The organism is Bacteroides sp. BFG-606, assembly GCF_024788145.1.
Taxonomy (GTDB): domain Bacteria; phylum Bacteroidota; class Bacteroidia; order Bacteroidales; family Bacteroidaceae; genus Bacteroides; species Bacteroides vicugnae.
The window spans coordinates 4350200-4376223 of the sequence record NZ_JANUIL010000001.1 but is presented as its reverse complement, the minus strand read 5'-3'; the positions used below and the strand labels follow the sequence as shown (position 1 = coordinate 4376223).

The window sequence follows — 26024 nt, the reverse complement described above, 5'->3', positions numbered from 1 at the left end:
ATTATTCAATAGTACTTAAATAAGGAACGGCACCATAACGTCCTTTTATATAATTACGTTCAAGATTACCATCTCCTCTCGGCTTCGTTCCGTCAGGTAACACTATATGCATCAAACTGTACAAATCTGTAGATTCAGCCTTATCTTTCTCTGTAAACCATAACAGTTTGATTATATGTTGAGAAAACAATGGGTGCATTTTAGCATCCAATTCATCCATCACCAACAACCGACCATGACGTAAAGCTTCAAACAACGGTCCTGCCAGTTCGAAAAGTTTCTGTGTACCTTGTGATTCACAATAATCAAAACGAAAAAGTTGTTTACCTGTTATTTCTCCATCTTTATTATATATATTATGCACAGTAAAAACATCTATCGCTTTTCTGCCTTTTTCTATCTCATGCTCATCGGTTTCTATATCGATGAAACCTAGCTGCAAATCTTTGAAGAATTGTAAAGCATCAACTGATTCTGCTTCTTTATTCAAAAATTGTCTTTCCGTCAAGCCCTCATAACCTTGGCTATTCAATCCAGATATAACATTGTATCCAGAATTAAAAAAATTTAAAACATTTTTGCTGATAGTTCCACCAAGCTGAGCTACCAATGACAGGAACAAACGATTATCATTTGTTCGTTCTTCCCAACCTATACCTTCTGCAAAAAGCATTTCATCAACGCCAATACCTTCTTCATCACGTACGAAATAAGGCAATTCTTTCTTATTCTTTTTACTGATAAACAACCACTCGCGCTCTATTTGTCGCAATGTATAATCAAAGCCATACCTTACACGAGTCTCATCTTATTGGATTTAGAAGCCAAATAATCTCTTAATAAGGCCAGACGTTCATGACACAAAAGCCTGTTGAATTGGGTAGATATCTAATCAGAAAACCCGGGGGATATCATTCTGTATAAAACAAGATTTGCAGTCAAAGAGAAAAAGCGTAAAAAGGTATAAAGAAAAGAGGGTGTACAAGCACCCTCTTTTTCTATACTCTTTTATCCTACAATACTCTTTATATAATCAGACGGACATACATGATAGAAGTCTTTGAACTTCTTTCCAAAGTATTTGGCATCGCAATAGCCCAGTATACCTGCAATATCCGAAATATTGTACTGCTGGGAGGCCAGCAATTTAAGTGCTTTGTCCATTTTGAATGAATTGATATAGTTTTCGGGAGGGTTGCCCGTAATCTCTCTTATCTTATTATAAAAAGCAGTGCGGCTCATGCCTATATCAACGCTTAATTTATCTATTGTATATTTATCAGTAGAGAGATTTTTCTCCAGGATTTCATTGACTTTATCCATAAATTTCCGGTCGGCATTTTCTGTTTCTATTTCGGCTTTTGTGGAAATCATCGGAGAAATGGCATCTGACAGAAACAGCCTGATCCGTTCGCGTAAGACCATGCGGTTTTCGACAAGCATACGTATGTCTGCCCTAAGTTTACAAATGCTTTCCGTACGCAATCCCAGACGGTCTGCCCCACTCCCTAAATGTGACAAATAGCTTTCGTTATCAAAGGCTCTTAATAGAAGAATGATTGGTATGTATCCTATCGTTTTATCTTCCTTAATTTGAGTGCTAAGTATATCTCCGCTTATTCCATTCACATTGTCGTCAATAATGATAGCATCAGGATTTTGACTGATAGCCGTATCCATTAACAGCTCCGGATTATCAAGAACTGAAACTTGAAAATAGCGTGATAAGGTTTTCTTTAAATAATCACTGAATAACTTATCTGCCATTACTAATAGGATATGGGAAGTTTCTCTCGCTTTAGTGTTTTGTTTATTGCTCTTAGGACTCTCGCAGGAGTCATTTGTTGGGGTCTTCGTTTTTGTAGAAGAATGTCTCAATACCGGGCATGACTGATTCTGACAACGGCAGTCTGTCGGAATGACGATTTGAAAAGTAGCTGCTTTACCATGTCTGCATCCGGTTATTTTTCCGCCATGCAGACGGATGATTTTTCTTACCGTCCATAAATCACTATATCCATACACGGGAAATATAATAGGAATAAAGGGAAACATTTTCTCTGTTCTTTGCCCGGCTATTTCGTTATTGCTAATCTGCAACTGCCAAGAATTTATTGTGTGGGTTACGTTGATTGATATGCAACAGCCTGGCTCGGAAATCAAAATCATCTTGTTGATAAGGTGTTGAAGTGCTGCAGTCATTATGTTTTCGTTTATCCTGCAACTGACGCAATCCGAACATTCACCAACAGTCAGCTGTATCTGGCGGGAGTTGGCATAAGCCCGGCATTGATTGACAATGGAAGTAACATAAGTGGAAAGTTCCAAATTTACCGTTGACGTTTTAGGAGGAATTCTCTTATTTACTTTATTTAGAGTTGCAATATTCTGGTTACAATATATGATACATTCGGCATATCCCAGTGCTTCTTCCACTTGTTGGGAAAGAGGTTCAGGGAGGTTGCCTGTTTTGAGTTCTTCCAATTGATTCCGCAGCAATATTAACGGTGTATGTGCTGTATGGAGCATGTTCATGGCAATCTTAAATTTTTCATGCGATAATAACTGCACATTGTATTCTATTATAAGATACGCAAATAGAATCACAAACAGTCCAATACCGAGACTTTCCACAGGGACCGCATATCCAAGCAACGACAAATCGGGTAAAATGATGCCAATAGTTTGTTTGCTGTTTACTAAATTGGCTCCAGGATCTGAAGAGGATAAAGCTCGGAAGCTTACTAATAAATTCAGGTAACAATCATTCATACTAATATCGGATTTGATTAATATTCTACACCTTTCGTAAAACACGCCTGATAATCTTTTAACGTGCTTAAAATCCGATGCAAGTATAAACTTTTCAACGTTCACACAGGAGGTGGTTTCCAACAAAAACAATGGGTGTTTTCTATCAAAAATGGTAACAATGTCTTTTGTTACCGAAATATTAAGAGGGGTATACTATCAAGTCTTCGTTTTACCCCAATAGCCTCTATTAGTTAATTATTTTCATCATAATAATACGCTCATAATATCATGAAAAAATTAATTGAATCATCAAAACAATAGATTCTATTGAGTCATAAAGCTACGTATATAATTAGAAAATTATATATGTAAGTGAGTATCATTTAACCATAAGGAACATATATATCACAGAAATACCTCATCATACAATGGAATATTCTTCGCATCGTAGACATGAGTGACTGCAAATATATCGTCTTTCTTGATTAGTAACCAGTCTCTGTCCTGATCGTCCATATTCGTATGGATAAGGGTAAACAGGCCTTTGAGCTTATGACCATGTAATTTGAATTCAAGTATTCCGTTTTTAATGGCAGCGGAAATGTTACGATTATTACCGACACAAGCATAGGTTCCGCTATCCCATATTTCCACTGTACCCGCTCCATAGTTGCCTTCGGGTATAACTCCCTCAAAGTGTGCGTAACTCAAAGGGTGATCTTCTACTTGTATAGCCAGTCTTTTATCTTTCGGATTCATGGAAGGGCCTTTAGGAACCACCCAGCTTTTCAACACTCCATCCACTTCCAGACGGAAATCGAAATGAAAATGACTGGCTTCATGCTTTTGGACAACAAAAACAGGTATCCGGCTTGGAGTTTCCACTGTATCCGCCGTCGGTTCGGGAGTCTCACTGAATAGTCTTTTTGCCTGGTACTCTTTGAGGTTGCTGAAAGAGGGATCTGCCTGCTTTTCCACCATTTTTGTACTTTTTCCTTCATCGGGAGAATTCTTTGCCATAATCTGTATTTTTTCAGGTGAATAAAAAACGAATGATTAATTGTCACAACAATCAGCATATCTGTTTGTTGCCGGAATTCATCTATTTTAATGGCTTTAAAACCGTATTTACGTTTGTTTATAGCAAAAAGCGGGTAAATATGTAACATTGCACATATTTACCCGCTTTCTGCAGGATCTAATTTCTTACTTGCCGGAAATTGAGTCTTTCTTACCTTGCTTATTTACAATAGAAGGACTTCCTTTGTATTCAATATCTCCGCTGCCACTGGCTTTTGCGTCCAACTGTTTGGAAGCGTAACAAGATATATCGCCGGAACCTGAAACTGTAGCAACGACATTAGTAGCCGTCAGCTTGTCGGCACTGATATCACCGGAACCATTCACAGTCAGCATAGCCATTTGAGTGGCACCTTTTATTTTCACGTCACCGGAACCGCTAACTATCGTTTTTACAGTAGTGGCCTTCACATTCTTCACGTCAATATCTCCACTACCTTTTACAAAAGCGGAAAGATTGGTATATTGCAGATTTTCAGCTTCAATATCTCCGGAACCTGTTATATTCAGATTTAAGTCAGCTCCTTTGATAGTACCTTTCAGATATACATCGGCCGAGCCTTTAATATCGACATTATCCAATGAAGGAGAAGAGGCAATCACTTTCAACCGGCGTTCTCCGCTAAGAATCTTAACGCCTTTCTTTATATTTACCTGTAGCACTCCATTTACCGTAGATACCTCCAACAGGTCAACCAGATTATCCGAGCCATATATAGAAACTGTTGTTTTAGAACCATTACTCTGACGATACTCAACGTCGGGACTACCCAGAACTCTGATTGAACTGAAATTGCTCACGTTATTCAGTTCTTTCGTGATATATTTCTTACTAGGAGTAACGGTTTGTGCCTGTATTCCTGTAAAGCACAAGAACATCAGCACTACTAACATAGATGTAACATTAAAACTTTTCATAATTTCTTCTTATTAAATATTCTACTGACAAATATAGGAAGTATATTTCAAAGTATGGCAACTGAAAGAATAATAAATCATTCCTACTTCTTAGTACCTGCATAGTGGGTACAAAATCCCCCATTAAACGTCCTTTTATAAAAGTATAAAAGCAGTTAGATGGAAATGAATAAAAAAAGATTAATCGGGTACCTGTTTGTACTGATGTCTGTGGGCTGCATTCATGCGCAGGAAACGAATGTGTCTGCACAAGAATATAAACTATGGTATGACTGCCCGGCACAGGTATGGACAGAAGCACTACCTTTGGGAAATGGACGCCTGGGAGCCATGGTTTATGGGACACCAGGGACAGAACAAATACAACTAAACGAAGAAACGATCTGGGCAGGACGCCCCAATAACAACGCCAATCCGGACGCGCTGGAGTATATTCCCAAAGTGCGTGAACTTGTTTTTGCCGGAAAATACCTGGAAGCACAGACTCTCGCTACAGAAAAGGTGATGGCAAAGACGAATTCCGGAATGCCATATCAAAGTTTCGGTGATTTGCGAATTGCCTTTCCCGGTCATACCCGTTATTCCAACTATTATCGGGAGTTAAGTCTGGATTCAGCCCGTGTGATGGTGCGTTATGAAGTAGACGGAGTGCAATATCAACGCGAAACGATTACTTCATTTACCGATCAGGTAGTAATGGTGCGCCTGACAGCCAATCGTCCCGGACAAATTACATTTAACGCTCAACTGACTTCGCCTCACCAGGACGTAATGATCGCTTCTGAAGCAGGAAACTGCGTAACTCTTTCAGGAGTATCCTCCTTGCATGAGGGGTTGAAAGGGAAAGTGGAATTTCAAGGCAGATTGACTGCTAAAAATAAAGGTGGAGAAATAGCTTGTGCCGATGGGATACTTTCTGTTGAGAAAGCCGACGAAGCAATCATCTATGTATCTATTGCGACTAATTTCAATAATTATCAAGACATTACCGGTAATCAAGTAGAACGGGCAAAAAACTATTTGGAGAAGGCAATGGTTCATCCATTCATCGAATCGAAAAAGAGCCACGTTGATTTCTACCGGCAATACCTGACACGCGTTTCTCTCGATTTAGGAAAAGACCAATATGCAAATGTGCCAACCGATAAGCGTGTGGAAAATTTCAAGAACACCAATGATGCTCATCTGGTTGCCACTTATTTCCAATTCGGACGTTATCTGTTGATCTGTTCTTCCCAACCGGGAGGACAGCCCGCCAACCTGCAAGGAATCTGGAATGATAAATTATTCCCTTCCTGGGACAGTAAATATACCTGTAACATCAATTTGGAAATGAATTACTGGCCTTCAGAAGTAACGAATCTAAGTGAGTTGAATGAACCGTTATTCCGCTTGATAAAAGAGGTTAGCAATACAGGAAAAGAGACGGCTAAGGTTATGTATGGAGCCAACGGATGGGTATTACATCATAACACGGATATATGGCGCATCACAGGGGCGGTTGATAAAGCTCCTTCAGGTATGTGGCCCAGTGGTGGTGCATGGCTTTGCCGGCATCTCTGGGAACGTTATCTATACACCGGAGATATTGAGTTCCTGCGTTCTGTTTACCCGATACTGAAAGAGTCCGGACGTTTCTTTGATGAAATCATGGTGAAAGAGCCGGTACACAACTGGTTGGTAGTCTGCCCCAGTAATTCACCGGAGAATGTACATTCGGGGAGTGACGGAAAAGCCACTACAGCTGCCGGATGCACCATGGACAACCAATTGGTCTTCGATCTTTGGACAGCAATTATATCTGCTTCTCAAATACTGGACACAGATCAGGAATTTGCCACTCACCTGGCCCAACGTCTCAAAGAAATGGCTCCTATGCAAGTAGGACATTGGGGACAATTACAGGAGTGGATGTTCGACTGGGATGACCCGAAAGATGTACACCGCCACATTTCTCATTTATACGGACTATTCCCCAGCAATCAGATTTCTCCTTATCGTACTCCTGAATTATTCGATGCAGCACGTACTTCTCTGATTCATCGCGGCGACCCGTCGACCGGATGGAGCATGGGATGGAAAGTTTGCCTCTGGGCTCGCTTGCTTGATGGTGACCACGCTTACAAACTGATTACAGATCAGTTGACTCTTGTGCGCAATGAGAAGAAAAAAGGAGGCACCTACCCTAACCTGTTCGACGCGCATCCACCATTCCAGATCGATGGAAACTTCGGTTGTGCCGCAGGTATTGCAGAAATGTTGATGCAAAGTTACGATGGTTTTATTTATCTGCTTCCTGCACTTCCTACCGTCTGGCAGGAAGGTTCTATCAAAGGAATTATTGCACGTGGAAGTTTCGAACTTGATTTGAGCTGGAAAAACGGGAAAGTAAGCCGTCTGGTTGTGAAATCTCATAAGGGAGGTAACTGTCGCTTACGTTCACTCAACCCATTAACAGGCAAGGGTCTGAAGCGTGCCAAAGGTGAAAACCCGAATCCTCTTTATGCCGTTCCCACTATTCCCGAACCATTGATTAACGAAAAGGCAAACCTGAATAAGGTGGAAATTGCAGAGACTTATGTCTATGATCTGCCTACCAAAGCAGGACAAGAATATGTATTGATTGGAAAATAATAACTCGACCGATATGAACAAAAACTTATTAAAACTGATGGTAGCTTGTGGAACGGTTTGTTTCCTGGCATGCACAGCACCTCAAAAAGTAGAAACAGAAAAATGGAGTGAACGCATGGCACGTTCCGAAATGAAACGTTTCCCCGAACCCTGGATGATTGAAAAAGCTAAGAAACCACGTTGGGGATATACCCACGGACTAGTAGTGAAATCCATGTTGGAAGAATGGAAACATACCGGAGACAGCACATATTATGATTATGCCAAGATCTATGCGGATAGCTTGATTGATGCCGACGGACGTATCAAAACCATGAAATATCTTTCATTCAATATTGATAACGTCAACGGCGGAAAGATTCTTTTCGATCTTTATGCACAGACCGGAGACGAACGTTATAAAATTGCCATGGATACTTTGCGCAAACAAATGGCAGAGCAGCCCCGTACCAGTGAAGGAGGGTTCTGGCATAAATTGAGATACCCTCATCAAATGTGGCTGGACGGAATCTTTATGGCTTCTCCTTATCTGGTTCAATATGGGGCCACTTTCAACGAACCGGCTTTATTTGACGAAGCAACGAAACAGATTCTTTTAATAAATAGTAAGACTTATGATCCTGCAACAGGATTGTATTATCACGGATGGGATGAAAGCCGGGAACAGAAATGGGCAAATCCCGAAACGGGTTGCTCTCCTAATTTCTGGAGTCGCAGCATCGGATGGTACGGAGCGGCTATCGTAGATGTACTGGACTTCCTGCCACAGGAAACTGCCGAACGCGACAGCATTATACAGATTTTGCAAGGATTGGCAAAAACGCTTGTGAAATATCAGGATCCTCAATCCGGAACCTGGTATCAGGTGATCGATCAGGGAGCACGGGAAGGTAATTATCTGGAGTCATCTGCTACTGCCTTGTTTATCTACACTCTCGCCAAAGCTATCAATAAAGGATATCTTGGCAACGAATATATCGAACCGACAAAGAAAGCCTTTGATGGAATGGTAAAGACATTCACCCGTCTTGAAGAAGATGGTAGCTATACAATCACTAACTGCTGTGCAGTGGCAGGATTGGGCGGAGACTCGAAAAGATACCGTGACGGCTCATTTGAATATTATATCAGTGAACCGATCATAGAGAATGATCCGAAATCGGTCGGTTCATTTATTCTGGCTGCCATTGAATATGAGAAAATGACAGAGAAAAAATAATTTTTAGACACGGATTACACGAATTTCACGGCTTTTGAAATATGACTAGCAACAGCGTAATTTGTGTAATCCGTGCCTAATATTCGAAAACAATAAACTAAAAACGATAAAATACAATGAGAAAATTCAAGATTCTTCCTCTCTTATTGCTGTTGCTAACTTTAGTTATCCCGGCAGCGGCACAGAAGAAAACGCAAAAGACGTACATTCCCTGGAACAACGGAAAGCTTGTAGTTTCCGAAGAGGGACGTTACCTGAAACATGAAAACGGTGCTCCTTTCTTTTGGTTAGGCGAAACGGGATGGTTATTACCCGAACGCTTGAACCGGGATGAAGCCGAATATTATCTGGAACAATGTAAACGCCGCGGATATAATGTGATTCAGGTTCAAACATTGAATAATGTTCCGTCTATGAATATCTACGGACAGTATTCGATGATTGACGGATACAACTTCAAAAACATCAATCAAAAAGGTGTATACGGTTACTGGGATCACATGGATTATATTATCCGTACAGCAGCAAAGAAGGGTTTGTATATTGGTATGGTCTGTATTTGGGGAAGTCCTGTGAACCGGGGTGAAATGACTGTTGACCAAGCAAAAGCATACGGTAAGTTTCTGGCAGAACGTTATAAGGACGAACCGAACATTATCTGGTTTATCGGCGGAGACATCCGTGGCGATGTAAAAACCGCCGAATGGGAAGCTCTGGCCACTTCTATCAAAGCTATCGACAAGAATCACCTGATGACATTCCATCCGCGTGGAAGAACAACTTCTGCTACTTGGTTTAACAATGCTCCCTGGTTGGATTTCAATATGTTTCAAAGCGGACACCGCCGCTACGGGCAACGTTTCGGAGACGGTGATTATCCTATTGAAGAAAATACGGAAGAAGATAACTGGCGTTTCGTAGAGCGTAGCTTGGCTATGAAGCCAATGAAACCCGTGATTGACGGTGAACCGATTTACGAAGAAATTCCTCATGGCCTGCATGATGAGAACGAATTGCTCTGGAAAGACTATGATGTACGCCGGTATGCTTACTGGTCGGTATTTGCCGGTTCTTTCGGACATACATACGGTCATAATTCTATCATGCAATTTATCAAACCGGGTGTAGGTGGTGCTTATGGCGCTAAAAAGCCTTGGTATGAAGCACTGGATGATCCGGGTTACAATCAAATGAAGTATCTGAAAAACCTGATGTTGACTTTCCCGTTCTTCGAACGTATACCCGATCAGTCTGTCATCGTAGGACAGAATGGAGAACGTTATGACCGAGCTATCGCTACACGTGGTAATGATTATCTGATGGTATACAACTACACCGGACGTCCGATGGAAGTTGATTTCAATAAGATCAGTGGTGCGAAGAAGAACGCTTGGTGGTTCACTACGAAAGATGGCAAGCTGGAATATATCGGTGAATTTGATAATGGAGTGCACAAATTTCAACATGACAGTGGTTACTGCAGTGGAAACGATCATATCCTGATTGTAGTGGACAGCTGTAAAAACTATATGGAGAAGGACTGGACAGAGTTACCGGATGCACAACAAAAATGGAATAAATAATTATATTATGAGGCACGGATTACACGGATTTCACGGTTGCTTTGCGCAATCATAATTCTAAAAGCCGTGTAATCCGTGTAATCCGTGCCTAAATTTATAGATGAAAACCTACTTATGAATAAAAGAATATTTATATTATTCCTATTTTCCCTTCTGCTCTTTACCGGGTCCATATACGCAGCCATAGGTATCACTGACCTGCGAACAGAACAGTTGAAAAATCCGGCAGGTATCGATGTGCGCCAACCTCGATTGAGTTGGCGCATCGAATCGGATGGACAGAATGTGATACAAACTGCGTATCACATTCTTGTTGCATCTTCCCCAGAGCTATTGGAACAAGGAAAAGGGGATATCTGGGATTCAGGAAAGATTGAATCTGACGCTTCCCAATGGATCGCTTATCAAGGAAAAACGCTAAAGCGTAATGCTCCCTACTATTGGAAAGTGAAAATCGACACCAACAAGGGGACAACAGATTGGAGTACTCCGGCTTTCTGGACTACAGGACTGTTTAATGAAGCGGATTGGCAAGGGCAATGGATTGGTTTGGATAAAGCTGCTCCCGGAGACAGCGAAACACAATGGAGCCGCTTGGCAGCCCGCTATCTCCGCAAAGAATTTGCATTGAAGAAAGAAGTGAAACGTGCCACAGTGCACATTGCCGGAATGGGATTGTATGAACTGTTTATCAACGGACAACGTATCGGCAATCAAGTTCTGGCTCCTGCTCCTACCGACTATCGGAAAACGCTTCTGTACAACACCTATGATGTCACATCGTTGCTTCAAACAGAGAATGCTATTGGAGTAACTCTCGGAAATGGTCGTTTCTATACGATGCGCCAAAACTATAAACCGTATAAGATACCGACTTTCGGCTATCCTAAACTTCGGTTGAATCTGATTGTGGAATATGCAGACGGCAGCAAAGAAACGATTGCTTCAAACACCACTTGGAAATTGACAACTGACGGTCCTATCCGTAGCAATAATGAATACGATGGTGAAGAGTACGACGCCCGTAAAGAGTTAGGAAACTGGACTCAAACCGGGTATGATGACAAAAACTGGATGCCGGCACAACGTGTGAGCATTCCTTCGGGAACATTGCGTGCGCAAATGATGCCCGGTATGAAAGTCACAGAAACGTTGAAACCTGTTTCCATTAAAAAGCTCGGCAATAAATATATCTTGGATATCGGTCAGAATATGGCAGGATGGGTACGTTTCCGAGTTAAAGGACAGGCTGGTGACAGTATCCGCCTCCGTTTCGCAGAAAGTCTGCAAAGCAATGGTGAACTTTACACCAGAAATTTTAGGGATGCCCGTTCTACAGATGTATATGTTGTCAGTGGACGCGAAACAAAAGATGCTACCTGGGCACCTCGTTTTATCTATCATGGATTTCGCTATGTAGAAGTTAGCGGTTATCCGAATGCGAAGGCTGAAGATTTCGTTGCTGAGGTAGTAGAAGATGAAATGGAGCATACCGGAACTTTCAGCTGTTCTGACGAGACTCTGAATAAGATTATCCGTAATGCATTCTGGGGAATCCGGAGTAATTATAAAGGTATGCCGGTAGACTGTCCACAACGGAATGAGCGCCAGCCATGGTTGGGCGACCGTACCATGGGGTGTTGGGGAGAGAGTATGCTTTTCGATAATTATGCCATGTACACCAAATGGACGCGTGACATTCGCGAAGCACAACGTGAAGATGGCTGTATTCCTGATGTGGCTCCGGCATACTGGAATTATTACTCGGATAATGTGACTTGGCCTGCCGCTTTACCTATGGCCTGCGACATGCTTTTCACTAACTTTGGAGACAAACGTCCGATCGAGGAGAATTATCCTGCTATCAAGAAATGGGTATCTCATATCCGCAAATACTACATGACAGAGGAATATATCATCACCAAAGATAAATATGGTGACTGGTGCGTTCCACCCGAATCACTGGAGTTGATTCACAGTAAAGACCCATCCCGCAAGACTGATGGAGATTTGATCGCAACCGCTTATTATCTAAAGGTACTGCAACTGATGCATCGCTTTGCTAGTCTGCAAGGACTGGAAGCTGACGCAAAAGAATGGGAAGATTTGGAACATCGCATGAAAGATGCATTCAACGCCCGTTTCCTACACGTAAAAGAAAGCACCTCACTCGTGCCGGGACATGCCTTATATCCGGATAGTATTTTCTATGGCAACAACACGGTTACTGCCAATATTTTGCCACTTGCCTTCGGACTGGTTCCTAAAAATCAGATCAATGCGGTAGCCCAAAATGCCGTGGCTTCTATTATTACGACCAACAAAGGACATATAAGTACCGGAGTAATCGGCGTACAATGGTTATTGCGTGAATTGAGCCGCCGTGGACATGCCGATGTAGCTTATTTACTGGCTACCAATAAAACATATCCTTCCTGGGGATATATGGTTGAAAAAGGTGCTACCACTATTTGGGAATTATGGAACGGTGATACAGCCAATCCTGAAATGAACAGTGGTAATCACGTGATGCTTTTAGGTGATTTATTACCTTGGTGTTTCAATAATCTGGCAGGTATTCGTGCAGACCGCTGGAAGTCCGGTTACAAACATATCGTTTTCCAACCGGCTTTTGAAATCCAGGAGTTAAGCAATGTGGATGCATCATACATGAGCATCTACGGGAAAATAACCAGTCGGTGGGCAAAGACTCCTATTCATCTGGAATGGGACATCGAGCTTCCTGCCAATACAACAGGTGAAGTGCACCTACCGGATGGACGGAAGGAAAAGATCGGATCGGGAAAATATCACTTCAGTGTAGACATCCCCACCCGGAATACGGCTATTCTAAGTGATGAATTCCTGTACGAGAAAGCTTCTTTCCCCGAATGTCACGGAGCTACGATTGTAGAATTGAAGAACGGTGATCTCGTAGCTTCTTTCTTCGGAGGAACCAAAGAACGCAATCCGGATTGTTGCATCTGGGTATGTCGTAAGCCGAAAGGTTCCAAAGAATGGACTGCCCCCAAACTTGCCGCTGACGGTGTGTTCTTGCTCAAAGATTCACAAGCTGCATTGGCTGGAATCGATTCAACTTGTACACCTGTGAAAGATGAGAAAGGAAAACTTATTGCCCGCAGAAAAGCTTGTTGGAATCCGGTTCTTTTCCAGATTCCCGGAGGTGACTTGATTCTGTTCTATAAAATAGGTCTGAAAGTGAGTGACTGGACAGGATGGCTGGTTCGTTCACGTGACGGAGGAAAGACTTGGAGCAAACGCGAACCGCTTCCGGAAGGTTTTCTTGGACCTATTAAGAATAAGCCGGAATATATCAATGGGCGTATCATCTGTCCTTCCAGTACGGAAGGAAGTAACGGATGGCGTATTCACTTCGAGATTTCCGATGATAAAGGCAAGACCTGGAAGATGGTAGGTCCACTGGATGCCGAGTTATCCGTCCCCACCCAAAACCGTAAAAAAGGTGGCATGAATGTGGACGATCAGGAAGGAGGAGAAGCGATCAGAGGAGAAGGAGCCAAACCTGTTTATGCGATACAACCTAGTATTCTGAAGCATAAAGACGGGAGATTACAGGTACTCTGCCGTACACGTAATGCACAAGTAGCAACTGCATGGAGCAGCGATAATGGTGATACGTGGAGTAAAGTAACGCTGCTGGATGTTCCGAATAATAATTCCGGAACGGATGCTGTGACAATGAAAGACGGCAGACATATACTTATCTACAATAATTTCTCTACATTACCCGGAACTCCGAAAGGTCCGCGTACCCCGCTTTGTGTAGCCGTATCAGAAGATGGCATCAACTGGAAGCCTGTTCTTACATTGGAAGACAGTCCGATCAGCCAATACTCTTATCCTAGTATTATCCAGGGAAAAGACGGAAAACTGCATGCTATTTACACTTGGCGTCGCCAACGAATTAAATATGCAGAGATAGATCCGACGAAGTTTTAAATTGAACCGTCATCTGAATAAAATCGACCGCTCCTTTGTCCGCAAAAGAGCGGTCGATTCTTTGTATTTATCCATTTTATATTTTACATTTGCCAATAAATAAAAAAGAACGATGGCAGATAATTATATAGAAAGACAACAGGAACAATATGAAGCCAGAAAGGCTGCTTGGAAACAAGCACAGAAATATGGTAAGAAGAAATCTACAACAGTTCATCCGGCTGAATCGGCTTCGTGTAGTCCAATGACCTCAAAGTCAGCCCCCTCCAAAAGAAGAGTATTTATAACAGGGGGAGCGGAAGGTATAGGCAAGGCAATAGTAGAAGCTTTTTGCCTGTCCGGCGATCAAGTCGCTTTTTGTGATATAAATGAAACAGCGGGACAAGAGACTGCAAAAGCAACCGGAGCTATATTCTATAAAGTCGATGTCAGCGATAAGGATGCACTTGAAAGTTGCATGCAACGTATTCTTTCCGAATGGAATGATATTGATATTATTATCAACAACGTCGGTATCAGTCAATTTTCGTCTATCACCGAAACGAGCGTAGAGGATTTCGACAAAATTCTTTCTATCAATCTACGCCCTGTATTTATCACCTCCCGCCTGCTTGCCATACATCGTAAAGAGCAGTCCTCTCCTAACCCATACGGCCGGATTATCAATATCTGCTCCACACGTTACCTGATGAGTGAACCGGGAAGTGAAGGTTATGCAGCCTCTAAAGGTGGTATCTATTCTTTAACTCATGCACTGGCCTTGTCGTTATCCGAATGGAATATCACCGTCAACTCTATTGCTCCGGGATGGATACAAACTCATGATTATGACCAACTCCGACCGGAAGATCATTCACAGCATCCTTCGCGACGGGTAGGCAAACCGGAAGATATTGCCCGTATGTGTTTGTTTCTCTGTGAAGAAAACAATGATTTCATCAATGGAGAAAATATCACGATTGACGGAGGAATGACGAAAAAGATGATTTATCCGGAGTAACTTGAGATGATATTATTACCTCTGTAACAGATATAATAATATCTATTATTGCCCAATATTATATTTATCAGATACAATGATATGTCTTTATCATATCATTAATCACCATGAGACTCTTGCAACACGCTTCGGGTAACTTCCACTCCTGTCTTCACTATCGAAGCTGCATGATGAAACTCCAACATATCATAGGTATCGCCGGACATCTGAATTAAGATATCCGGCTGACAACGCTCTATCTGGTAACGAGTGATTTGTTGCATCATCATTCTTGAAGATTCTGTCAATAGATTATAAGGAGATATTTTCTTTTTCTTTCCGGAATCGAGGGGTGCATTCACATCGACAGCTATCAGGATATCTCCTTCAATGCGTTTTACATGAGCCAATGGAAGAGGATTCAGAATGCCTCCGTCAATCAGAACCATACCGTCTTTTCTCAACGGACGGAAAAGCATGGGGATGGAAATAGATGCACGGATAGCTTCATGTAAGCTCCCCCTGTCAAACCTCACTTCCTGATCGCGGACAATATCCGTAGCCATTGCTACATAAGGGACAGGCAGGTCTTCAATATTCATGTCCGGAATAATCTGTTTCAGTTCTTTGATAAAACGGTCACCTTTCACCAATCCATCCCGGCTTAAGGTAATATCCGCCAATTCCCACATCTTACGTTTATCCCAACTATATAGCCATTCCTTACATTCTTCCATCTTTCCTGAAGCGTACATCGCCCCCACCATAGCTCCCATCGAGCTTCCTGCAATAGAAGTGATCTCAAAATTGTGACGGAGCAATTCTTCAATTACTCCTATATGTGCTATCCCACGTGCTCCTCCCATAGAAAGGACCAATGCTACTTTTTGCTTATCCATATCATCTACATTTCAAATAGTTATCTACAAAATAACACATTTTCAGCGAAAAAGATGTTTAGTAATCGCGAAGAAATAATTTATAGCAGCGTTTTATGAGAGCTAAAGCTATGCTTTAGAGATGATAAAGCTATGCTTTGTCTGTTGCAAAGCATAGCTCTATTATATTCTTCTTTATTGTCCCGGATTATACTCCGATATATAGGAAGGAAAAAGGTCTTACCCCTATTTATTTCTTTTCTTGGGCTTTTTTTTTCTGCGTTTCGCTTATTCACATAATCCTTGAACATCTGACGCCAGTTACGACCGTGCTCATTGAAATACTGTTCGCATTTGGTTTTATAAATTTCGAAGATAGCAGAGATCTGCTTCATATTCTTATAGTCAATAGCCTGTTCGCGAGCCAGCTTCAACTGTTCCAGGATGTAAGCAGTTTCCTCCTCTGTCATATTGGGCACAATGGCCTGATAACCTTTCAAGGTAAAAGCGACTTTACCTACCGTATATTTATCGAGGATTTGTTCTATCTGTTCTTCAGTCAATACTCTGCGTAACTCTTTCATTAGCCTTTCATGTACTTCTTTCGGCATAGCAGAATCTGCAATCATTTCACGGTCGAGCTTGGAAAGCGGTTTGCCTGTAAGAGGATTGATACCCTCGGGAATTGTTGTATAGGGATGCTCATTGTGCCAGTCGCGAACTTTACGAAGATGGTTATAAATAGCTGTTGCCGCAAAACCTGCCTTTTTCTCATCATCCAACTTTAAAGAAGCTACCCAGTCCATAGCTTTCTTTTCAAGAGAAGCATCTGATTTTAAATCAGCAAAGGCCTTCTTGTCAAAATAGGCGGCTACCTTGTCAAATGACCGGATGGCATCTTCGGGAAGCAAAGCTCCTTTTTCTCCAAAACTATACATCGCAGATTCCGGTTCAATGGTAACTTTGCTTTCGTCCAGCATCTTTTTGTCCAACTTGAACACGTCTGCGAAGAAATCATAAACAGCATTCCGTTTGTTCGATCCAAAGTCGTGTTTCTCCTTGAGGAGATGCACATTCGTTACTTTGTCTTTCGCGTTATAGAATCCATAAATTCGTTGCAAATAAGGAAATTCAAGAGTAGGAACACTAGCCGTCCAGTCGCCACCATCAGATACAACGAGTTGTGGACGAGGGGCAAAAGTAGCAGCTAGTTCCGCATTACAGGTTCCTCCCGCAGAAAGTTGAATGGGCATTCCGCTTTCACACGGACAGCCACCGTCAAAGTGAGAAGCAAGGCTCACCACGGGAGCAGAAGCAGTAAAACGGTCATCTAATACACTCAACAAAACAGTATGAGTGCCCCCGCCAGAACCACCATTCGTACCGATACGACTGGTATCAATATCCTTACGGGAAGCAAGCATAGACTCAAGAATCAACAAGCCATTCATTGCCTGAATAGTGTGCGCCGCACTACTACGATGTGCCGCACTGCCAACTTGTAAAGCCGACTCTCCCCATCCGAACAAATCATAATCCACACAAATAGCTCCCATACGTGCTAAAGTGCCCATACGTTGTTGCTGGTCCTCGCGATAACGTCCGCCACCAAAATGTCCGTTAGGACAAATAATCAAGGCATGTTTTCCTTTTGATTGAGGTGTGTAGATAGAACCGCAAACATATAAGCCGGGAAGTGTTTCAAGTGCAAAATTCTGCACTGTATAGCCATCAAATTTACGTATCTTCGAAAGAATAGGTTTGGATTTAACACATTGAGCTAGTAAAGTATCGATACCTAAACGCTGACGCACTTCTTTTTTCAAAGAATCAACACGAAGTTCAAAAGCCTGCCGATCTGCATAAAGAGTATTCAAATAAGCCAGCATCTTTTCTCCGTCTGCATCCGTACGACGTGGATATTCATACGCTTTTAGCTTATACATATTTCCTTTCTGTTTGACAAATTTATAATCGAAAGGTGCCAATACATTCGTCAGGGATTCTTCTACAGAATAAGGACGAATACGAAAGTCGGCATAAGGCAACACTTTTCCTACCGTATCAATATCATATTTCAGACGGACTCCGAAACGGTTTTGAATATCCGTCAGTACTTCATTCAAGGGACGGGCAAATTCCGTCTCGTATGTTTGTGTCTGCGCTTCAGCCGAAAGAGATGCGGCAAGAAGCATGGTAAAAAGGATTCGTTTCATTTTTAATTATTTGATTCTAAGTAAGTCATCATAAAGACATCAGATGTAGAGCAAGATTACATTTTAATCTCTTCACCATTGACGATCACATCATCCATCGTGATACGCTCACAATTTTCGAAGATACATTTCTGTTTTCCTCCCTGAATATGAATATCACGCAAAACAATGTCAGATATCGGTGCTTCTTCCAAACCCACCATTTTGATTGGAGTCTTTACATCTGTCACAGTCATTCCACTGATATGTACGTTACGGAAGATCGGAGTGCGTTCACTCTTTGGTTCTGCAGGCATTTTACTGTATTTCAAATTCAACACGACCGCCTCCTGTTTAATATTGCTCATAACAACGTTGCTAACGCGAATGTCTTCAACAACTCCTCCCCTTCCACGGGTTGATTTGATGCGGATTCCACGATCCGTTCCATCAAATACGCAATTGGAAATAGTCACTTTACGCACACTCCCACTCATCTCACTGCCGATAACAACGCCTCCATGGCCCGAAAGCATGGTACAGTTGGTTATGGTAATATTTTCGCAAGGTACTCCCAAACGACGGGCCTGCGCATCTCTTCCGGACTTGATGGTTATGCAATCGTCCCCCACTGATATATGGCAGTCACTGATATGCACATTGCGGCAGGATTCCGGATTAACCCCGTCTGTATTTGGTGAAGGGGCATTATCAATAGTTATACCCTTTATTGTTACATTATCGCAAAATTCAGGATTCACCGTCCAGAAAGGAGAATTGATAATTTTCACTCCTTCAATCTTTACTTTCTTACAACGGACGGGCTGGATAAACGGAGGACGGAAAAAGCGACGCTGCAACGTAGTTACATAATCCTTATTCGTTTCAGCATAAATCGCTGTCGTATCGTTTGCTGCATCCCACATCGGCTGATATTTATTTATATCACGCATGCCGTTATCTTTCAAATCAATCATGACACGAAAGAACTCCATCCACCATTTCTTTCCCTGTCCGTCCAAAGTTCCTTCTCCTTTGATGGTAATATTCTCGGCATCTACCGCATAGATCAAAGGCTGGAAACTTTTCATCATCACTCCTTCGTGACGAACCTCAACAAAAGGAAGGTAGTCATCGAAGTTGTCAGAAAAGAGCAAAGTAGCTCCGGCTTCCAACTCCAGTGTAATGTTGCTTTTCAGATGGATACTTCCTGTCAGGTAAGTCCCGGCAGGAAAGAAAAGAGTACCTCCGCCACCACGGTTCAAACGATCAATCGTCGAATTGATTAGCTTTGTATTAAGAGCCTTACCATTTGCTTTTGCACCGGCCTTCAACATATCCACACGCTCGGCACGAAGAACTGTGGTTGCACAGAAGCAAAGAAAGACGAGAAGAATTGTCCGTAAATTCATAATCGATATTATTAAATTATATTTCATCATTGCCTTCTAAAAAATCATGAATGCATTGTTTTTTTAATTCTACAAATATATGCAAAAGGTTCTTTCATTTTGCACAAACCAATTGATATGTTCCACTCTGTATCTCTTTGGGTTCTTTTTCTCCCGGAAGATAAACAACAGCCGTAGTATTCACCGGAACAGATATGTTTAAAGTGAAAGTTCCATTCTGGCTAGTCCAATCCACAACAATAGTACCATATAAAGTTTCATACGATGCTTTGACATATTTCAAATCTCCTACAGGCTGGGGAGCGATGATAAACTTTTGATAAGTAGTAGATGGACGAATACCGACCAGTGAATTAAAGAACCACTCATCAATCTGTCCCATCATAAAATGATTCCAGGAAGAACCTTGGCGGGGATCCCATTGCTCGGTTAAGGTTGTTGCACCGAATTTCAACTGGAAGCCATATCCGGGAGCTTCTTCGTGGTTGAACATCTTATAAATAAGTTCGTGCTGACCATTACGCGCCAATGTCTGAATCAGATAGCGGTTACCCACATCACCGGTCGTTAAGCGATTGCCATGTGCTTCCACATCTTTAATCAGATTCATAAGTACTTTCTCATCCAACTTTGCATCCGGTTGATAACTGCCTTGTTCATCTGAATCCTGCGTCATCTGGAGGAATAACGGAAGTGCATTACTACATTGGCTCCCTGTACCATACTGTGCTGTCTCTTTATTGAGAAAACATTTATTAAATGCGGCAAGTATTTCATGTGCCAAAGAAGTATAATAATGAATATCAAAGTCATTGCCAACCATTTTCGCAGCTTTTATTAGATACATTACTGTCATATAATAATGCGCGGTAGCCACCAGGGGAATCGGTGTGTTCCTAGAGAATCCGGCACGAAAATCTCCATAATCATACCAATCTCCCAAGCCGAAAGAAAGAATACCCATCTCTGCACGAGTCTTCAAATAATCCACATAACGGCGCATATTCGGATAATATCTCTTAATCAACGAGTCATCTCCATACGTCTCATAGTACATAAATGGGAAAATAACCAGAGAACCACCCCATTCCGGAGATTCGGCAAAAGCATCCATGCCCGGACCTTCAAAAACCACGTATTCCGGAGCAGTTGTCGGCATGGCACCGTTGGTATGTTGCGCATCTGCCATATTCTGCATAATCTGCGGAGCATAAGCTGTCAAATCATAGTTGTATAATAACCCAGGACCATTCAGATGCACCTGTTCCAGCCAGCCTAGTTTTTCACGATGCGGACAATCTGTAAACACAGACTGCATATTGCTACGCACTGCTTTTTCGATCAATCGATGGGCAGCATTAAATATCCGGTTGGATGATTCGAAAGTGGAAACTTTCTTAGCCGAATTAAATACGAAACAGGATTGAATATTCTTCAACACAGGCAACTTCTGCGGATTCTTTTGTCCTTTTAAGACAGCTCCTTCGACTTGAATATATCTAAAACCGTAATAAGAGAAACGAGGATGCCAGGTTTCGTCACCTTCACCTTTCAGTGTATATTCATAATAGTGTTGACGTCCCGTTTGTCGCTGATTACAGGCACCTTCATCCGTCAATGCTTCGGCTACGAGCAGAGTCACTTTCTGTCCACGTTTACCACGTACTGTTATTTCCGGAAAGCCAGCCAGATTTTGCCCCATATCCAACACGAAAGCAGAAGGATCGACAGTTCTTTTAGTCGATTTAGAAGCTGAAGCAACCTGTTCCGCATTTAGTTTGGTTACCTTTTGAATATCATATCGTTCCATGATTTTCACCGGAGGAGCCATCTGTGGACGTAGTATTCCTTTAGGAGCTTCCTGTATAACTACCGGACGCCAATGACTATCATCAAAGCCAACCTGATTCCATCCTTTTTGCTCACGACGTGCATCATAATCCTCACCTCCATATATGCAATTGAAGGTCACCGGACTAAAATCATATTTCCAGTCATTGTCAGAACGGAGTGTAGTAGATGTTCCGTCTTCGTAATTAATAACCAGTTCAAATAAAAGTGTAGGAGGCCCAAAACTTATCTGTAATTTGCGATAACGTCCTCCCTGCACATTATAGAATCCATTCCCCAATAAGATTCCCACAGCATTCTCACCATGCCGTAATTGTTCCGTTACATCATATGTGTTATAGTAAACAGTTTTATCATAATCACTCCACAGCGGAGCAAATTCACTGTTGCCCACTTTCTTGCCATTCAAAGAGAATTCATAGAATCCCAAGCCACAAACGTATGCGGTTGCCTCTACTATTTTCTTGCTTGATTGACGGTTTGTATTCCCTTCTGTTGTATCTCCCACTGGAATGTTCTTCGCAAACAAATACTTTTCTTTGCTAAAGTATCCACTGCTTCCCAAGCTGCCTTTACCTCCGGTTTCTTCAACTCTCCACCGTGAAACTTGCGTCCTTCCGGTAAATGAGCATTCTGGCGAGTGATAGCTCCAATCCATTTTCCTTCGGAAAGTCTTGAGGAAGCAGAGCGGAACTGTGCTTCACGGCTCCATTCAGAGGGTGCATCTGTCTCATCCCAAACACGAACACGCCAACTATAATTGAACGGATTATCAGGACGTATATCTGCTCCTTCTATAGAAACCAATTGGCTCTGTGAAGAATAGACTTTTCCACTATTCCAAATTTGACGTCCTGTAAAAGCTTCCCGAATGTCAATCTCATAAGCGGATTGTCGCGTTCCATTTTCCGGCGATTCCATCACCCATCCCAAACGAGGTGCCCCCTCAACTACAACCAAACCTTCCTGCATTTCACAAGTAAGACGGCTGATTGTTATATTCTTCGCCTGCATGAAACATGGCAGACAAAGCAGTATTAAAAGAAAATAATTTCTAAAATTCATCTTTCATATATCTTTATTTGATAAACGATAAATCAGGCACGGATTACACGGATTTCACGGTTTTTAGAAATATGATCGCGTAAAGCTACAGCGTAATCCGTGTAATCCGTGCCTAAAATTTATCATTCAAGAACATTTGCACAAACGATTCTTGTCAATGTATCTGAATGACCGACTTCTTTACCATCCACAAAAATGCGTAAGCCTTTTCCACAATGATAACGATCGCCGTTCTTATCCCAAAGAATCGTCAGATTATGACCGTGATATAGTACATTATCCAAGCAGAACCAATCCCATTTGTCGGCAGGGATCAATGGATTTACTTCAATTGTATTATCCAGACGCGGACGAAGTCCAATCAGCCCTGTAATCATCAGATCGTTGAAAGTAGAATGATTATAGTAACGGCTACGTTCCTGATCCCCTTTCAACCAATAACCGGTCACTTCATCCAGATATTCGCCAATGTAAGGACGACCACGATGGTACTGTGACTCCACATACAATTCCATCTGACGGAAATATACACTGTCAGACAATACGGTCTGCGGATAATTATTCATAAAGTTAGCCATTGCTGTCAATGTCTGTGCAGAAGCAAACGGCCAGATAGCTCCGTCCCACTCACACTTACCCACTCCACGTGTACGGAATTCCGGATGACGACGTTCTGCAGTAGTTAATCCGTAAGGAGCAGAGAAACCTTTTTCATCCAGAATCTCTTTCCAGGCAACTTCATATTTCTTTGTCGTATCCGGCAGGTTGAAATACCAGGGAATATATCCGATTGCTTCACGGACATTTGCTGAAGAGTCTGTACGCATCGTTTCAAAAAACTGGTGACGGGTATTCCACAACTCATTTTCTACCAGATTTCTTAACGTGTCTGCTCTCATACCATATTTCATAGCCATCCCCTCGTCACCGGAAAGAATTCCCATACATGAAAGTGCTTTGGCATTGCCATACATATAACTATTGATTGTCGGGCGGGCATATTTTTTCTTCCGTCCACCACTGATAGATTCCTCCATACCATCCTGTACATCCCCCTGCCAGTACAATCCATTCTTCAAACGGTTCGTACGTTCCCAACGTTGATATTCAGTTTCCAGATCTTTTTTCATATCCAGCATAAAATCTTTATCCCCATCTACCATATAACGGGCCAATACAGCATCCGCATTCCATGAGCTGAACTTATCCATTTTCTTCATCGGACCGCCGTCATTGCCACGATACCATGTATGAATAATCTGATCCAGATATTTCGGGTCACGTAACCAACGGCTCTCATAAATATGATGTCCGATCGCACAAGCGATCAGGTTATATTTATCAGAATAGGAACGCTGAACGAGGAACTCCGTCATACCATATCCCACAGGAGTTTCTTTGATATGCTTACGCAATGACCACCAACGATAATAATACATCTCTTCAAAGTTATGTTGCGGACATTCAAACAAAGGAATATTTTCCTCCATCCATTCCGAGGCTTTTGCATTAGGAATTGCCTGAACGATGTTCTCATCTTCCATACTGTTGAAATAGTCGGCATAATGACTGAAATCAGCATACTTTAAAAAAGCAGAAGATGCATCTTTATCCGTAGAAGATGTTTTCACATTGGCAATACCATATTCTGTCAATGAGTCTTGTGCACCTGCATTTGGCAGATCATAAGTCTGATCGGCAGGAGTATCTACAGTCGGGAATGTACGAGGCGTACCAGTACGGAATACGATCCGTTCAATAGCAGCCACAGGTGCGTAGAACATACGCAGCCCTACTCTTTTACCATCTACATATACTTGAATATTACGATCGGCAGTAGAAAGGACCGCTTCTACATGATAAACCTTTCCTGCTTCATATTTCATCATGTTGGCAAACCGCGAGCCACCTTTCATTCGGAAAATTCCATTATCAGTAAGTTCCATACGGGAACATGCTATTCCGTTCTCATCCAGGAATTCAATCTGAAGGATGCCTTTATCATTTTGCCCGGCTTGCAAATCGAATGAGACTTTCAACTCTTTAGAAGCCGGTATTTTACGTTCCACTTTAGCATAATCAAACGGGTCTTTATCTTGCAGTTTCAGCCATTGACCTTCCAGAGAAACCGGAGCCCAAACCGGAGAATAAATATTCCAGTCAGTCAGTTCTGCAATTGATTTATTGTTTGAGAAATCATCGTCCGCATGTGCTGAAGCATTTATCTCTACCGGAACAGGAATGCGGGAAATCCACATATCTTCCTTATTCACACTGTAAGAAACCCATAAATCACCATCTGCAGGTATTCCATTACCTTCCTGAATACCACGTGGATATTGGGGACCGTATGATTTATAATTTCCTCCATAGCGCATGGGAGTGATTTCACCATGTACCAAATTTAATGTCTTATATTCCAATCCATCTTTACTCAAAGAGATGGCTAGCGGCCAACGAAATTCCGACGGATTATATACGGTAGCATACGTTCCGTCACTTAGACGTTGTCCCCAGATTTTTGCATTGCTATTGACAAAACCTTTTGCACGAAGCACCGGTTCCGCCCAGGTATGTCCGCCATCCTCACTGATAGAAGTAAGTGCGTGTTTCCAAAGACTGGCAATACGTCCATCCGGCAATGTATAGCAATTGAATGCTTTATATCCTTTCTTCAGCGGAATGATAGGATCTTCACGGTCGGCTTCTTCCACCCACTGCATCATATACAGCGGATTATCAAGAATTTCCTGACAAGCTTTTACAAACTCACGATCCTTACTTTTTTTAAAATATGGATAATCGGTATTCTTTTCATTAAATCCATGATTATAATAAATGAAATAGATCGGTCCGAAAGAGCCGTCTTTCTTTATTTCACGAACTACGCGGCCAATACCGTTTCCATCATTGGGGTCATCCTTTTTATCCAAAGCAACTCCATAATTCCCCATTGTAATCAGTTTGCCGGATTTAGAGACATAAAATCCGACACGTTGGTGCATAATGGCAATCAGATCTTTGGCCTGCACACCCGGACGAGACTCTTTGGTATATCCATCGGGCACTTTATAAGGAGGAAATACAATTTCCGGATTCGTCCAGTGATATCCATCCTTCGAAGTCATCAGAAAAGTCTGTGAAGGCGGTACGTGCTCATCAGAAGGATCTGCCAGATATTGATAGAAAAATTGCCCATTCCAATAAGCGAGCATCGGTTGGTGATTATAAGTCCATCCATTACCGTTCGAAGCATCCGGATGTTCGCGATTAGCACGCACCAATTGAATATTATGTACTCCGACTACCGGAGACAGTTGCCCGTCGTGATAAGCAGGATTCGATAATTCTTTTCCTGTATAATGGATTCTATCTTGTGCAAAGGCTGTAGTAGTCAACCATCCGGCAGCCAGTACAAAAAGAATTTTAGCAGAGTTGTTCATGATTTATTTCTGATTTTAAATTAGTTCCGGAT

At 42.0% G+C, this 26024-nt stretch carries 11 protein-coding genes and 3 pseudogenes; 5 read left to right on the top strand and 9 right to left on the bottom strand.

The annotated features are described in order from the left end of the window. Position 1: 1 nt before the first annotated feature. The 4 genes and pseudogenes from NXV01_RS16450 to NXV01_RS16435 form a co-directional block, all read right to left on the bottom strand. Positions 2-796, bottom strand: a pseudogene (locus tag NXV01_RS16450) (AAA family ATPase); the annotation flags it as partial. A gap of 212 nt (positions 797-1008) precedes the next feature. Beyond that, the gene (locus NXV01_RS16445) at positions 1009-2772 is read right to left on the bottom strand and encodes a helix-turn-helix domain-containing protein (RefSeq protein ID WP_195650387.1); all 1764 of its coding nucleotides are present in this window, start codon (positions 2770-2772) and stop codon (positions 1009-1011) included. Between the two features lie 387 nt (positions 2773-3159). Next, the gene (locus tag NXV01_RS16440; protein ID WP_195650386.1) at positions 3160-3774 is read right to left on the bottom strand and encodes a DNA polymerase ligase N-terminal domain-containing protein; all 615 of its coding nucleotides are present in this window, start codon (positions 3772-3774) and stop codon (positions 3160-3162) included. A gap of 186 nt (positions 3775-3960) precedes the next feature. Continuing rightward, positions 3961-4752: a head GIN domain-containing protein gene (locus NXV01_RS16435; RefSeq protein ID WP_195650385.1), complete on the bottom strand. Its 792-nt coding sequence runs from the start codon at positions 4750-4752 to the stop codon at positions 3961-3963. 165 nt (positions 4753-4917) lie between these two features. Here NXV01_RS16435 and NXV01_RS16430 point away from each other — a divergent pair, with 165 nt between their 5' ends. The 5 genes from NXV01_RS16430 to NXV01_RS16410 all read left to right on the top strand — a co-directional run bounded on the left by NXV01_RS16430 (position 4918) and on the right by NXV01_RS16410 (position 15169). Next, on the top strand, positions 4918-7386 hold the full coding sequence (locus tag NXV01_RS16430) for a glycosyl hydrolase family 95 catalytic domain-containing protein (RefSeq protein ID WP_195650390.1): 2469 nt from the start codon (positions 4918-4920) through the stop codon (positions 7384-7386). A gap of 13 nt (positions 7387-7399) precedes the next feature. Beyond that, entirely contained in the window at positions 7400-8605 is a 1206-nt protein-coding gene (locus NXV01_RS16425) for a glycoside hydrolase family 105 protein (protein ID WP_259022895.1), read from the top strand. Between the two features lie 116 nt (positions 8606-8721). After that, complete coding sequence (locus NXV01_RS16420) at positions 8722-10188, top strand: glycoside hydrolase family 140 protein (RefSeq protein ID WP_195650383.1); 1467 nt, start codon at positions 8722-8724, stop codon at positions 10186-10188. 114 nt (positions 10189-10302) lie between these two features. Next, on the top strand, positions 10303-14169 hold the full coding sequence (locus NXV01_RS16415) for a family 78 glycoside hydrolase catalytic domain (protein ID WP_259022894.1): 3867 nt from the start codon (positions 10303-10305) through the stop codon (positions 14167-14169). Between the two features lie 112 nt (positions 14170-14281). Then, the gene (locus tag NXV01_RS16410; RefSeq protein ID WP_259022893.1) at positions 14282-15169 is read left to right on the top strand and encodes an SDR family NAD(P)-dependent oxidoreductase; all 888 of its coding nucleotides are present in this window, start codon (positions 14282-14284) and stop codon (positions 15167-15169) included. A gap of 98 nt (positions 15170-15267) precedes the next feature. On the opposite strand, the gene NXV01_RS16405 is transcribed toward NXV01_RS16410, so the two are convergent. The 5 genes and pseudogenes from NXV01_RS16405 to NXV01_RS16385 all read right to left on the bottom strand — a co-directional run bounded on the left by NXV01_RS16405 (position 15268) and on the right by NXV01_RS16385 (position 25992). Then, positions 15268-16047, bottom strand: coding sequence for a patatin-like phospholipase family protein (locus NXV01_RS16405; protein ID WP_148366775.1), 780 nt, complete (start codon positions 16045-16047; stop codon positions 15268-15270). 233 nt (positions 16048-16280) lie between these two features. Continuing rightward, positions 16281-18242: pseudogene (locus NXV01_RS16400) on the bottom strand (DUF3826 domain-containing protein); the annotation flags it as partial. A gap of 56 nt (positions 18243-18298) precedes the next feature. Continuing rightward, on the bottom strand, positions 18299-19633 hold the full coding sequence (locus NXV01_RS16395) for a glycoside hydrolase family 28 protein (protein WP_148366777.1): 1335 nt from the start codon (positions 19631-19633) through the stop codon (positions 18299-18301). 94 nt (positions 19634-19727) lie between these two features. Then, positions 19728-22549, bottom strand: a pseudogene (locus tag NXV01_RS16390) (glycoside hydrolase family 78 protein). 122 nt (positions 22550-22671) lie between these two features. Continuing rightward, positions 22672-25992, bottom strand: coding sequence for an MGH1-like glycoside hydrolase domain-containing protein (locus NXV01_RS16385; RefSeq protein WP_259022892.1), 3321 nt, complete (start codon positions 25990-25992; stop codon positions 22672-22674). Between the last annotated feature and the right edge of the window lie 32 nt (positions 25993-26024).

Bases quoted from the DNA above. Each gene is read 5' to 3' on its own strand.
- NXV01_RS16410 (WP_259022893.1), top strand. From the start codon at position 14,282: ATGGCAGATAATTATATAGAAAGACAACAGGAACAATATGAAGCCAGA.
- NXV01_RS16425 (WP_259022895.1), top strand. From the start codon at position 7,400: ATGAACAAAAACTTATTAAAACTGATGGTAGCTTGTGGAACGGTTTGT.
- NXV01_RS16385 (WP_259022892.1), bottom strand. From the start codon at position 25,992: ATGAACAACTCTGCTAAAATTCTTTTTGTACTGGCTGCCGGATGGTTG.
- NXV01_RS16395 (WP_148366777.1), bottom strand. From the start codon at position 19,633: ATGAATTTACGGACAATTCTTCTCGTCTTTCTTTGCTTCTGTGCAACC.
- NXV01_RS16445 (WP_195650387.1), bottom strand. From the start codon at position 2,772: ATGAATGATTGTTACCTGAATTTATTAGTAAGCTTCCGAGCTTTATCC.
- NXV01_RS16420 (WP_195650383.1), top strand. From the start codon at position 8,722: ATGAGAAAATTCAAGATTCTTCCTCTCTTATTGCTGTTGCTAACTTTA.
- NXV01_RS16435 (WP_195650385.1), bottom strand. From the start codon at position 4,752: ATGAAAAGTTTTAATGTTACATCTATGTTAGTAGTGCTGATGTTCTTG.
- NXV01_RS16430 (WP_195650390.1), top strand. From the start codon at position 4,918: ATGAATAAAAAAAGATTAATCGGGTACCTGTTTGTACTGATGTCTGTG.
- NXV01_RS16440 (WP_195650386.1), bottom strand. From the start codon at position 3,774: ATGGCAAAGAATTCTCCCGATGAAGGAAAAAGTACAAAAATGGTGGAA.
- NXV01_RS16405 (WP_148366775.1), bottom strand. From the start codon at position 16,047: ATGGATAAGCAAAAAGTAGCATTGGTCCTTTCTATGGGAGGAGCACGT.
- NXV01_RS16415 (WP_259022894.1), top strand. From the start codon at position 10,303: ATGAATAAAAGAATATTTATATTATTCCTATTTTCCCTTCTGCTCTTT.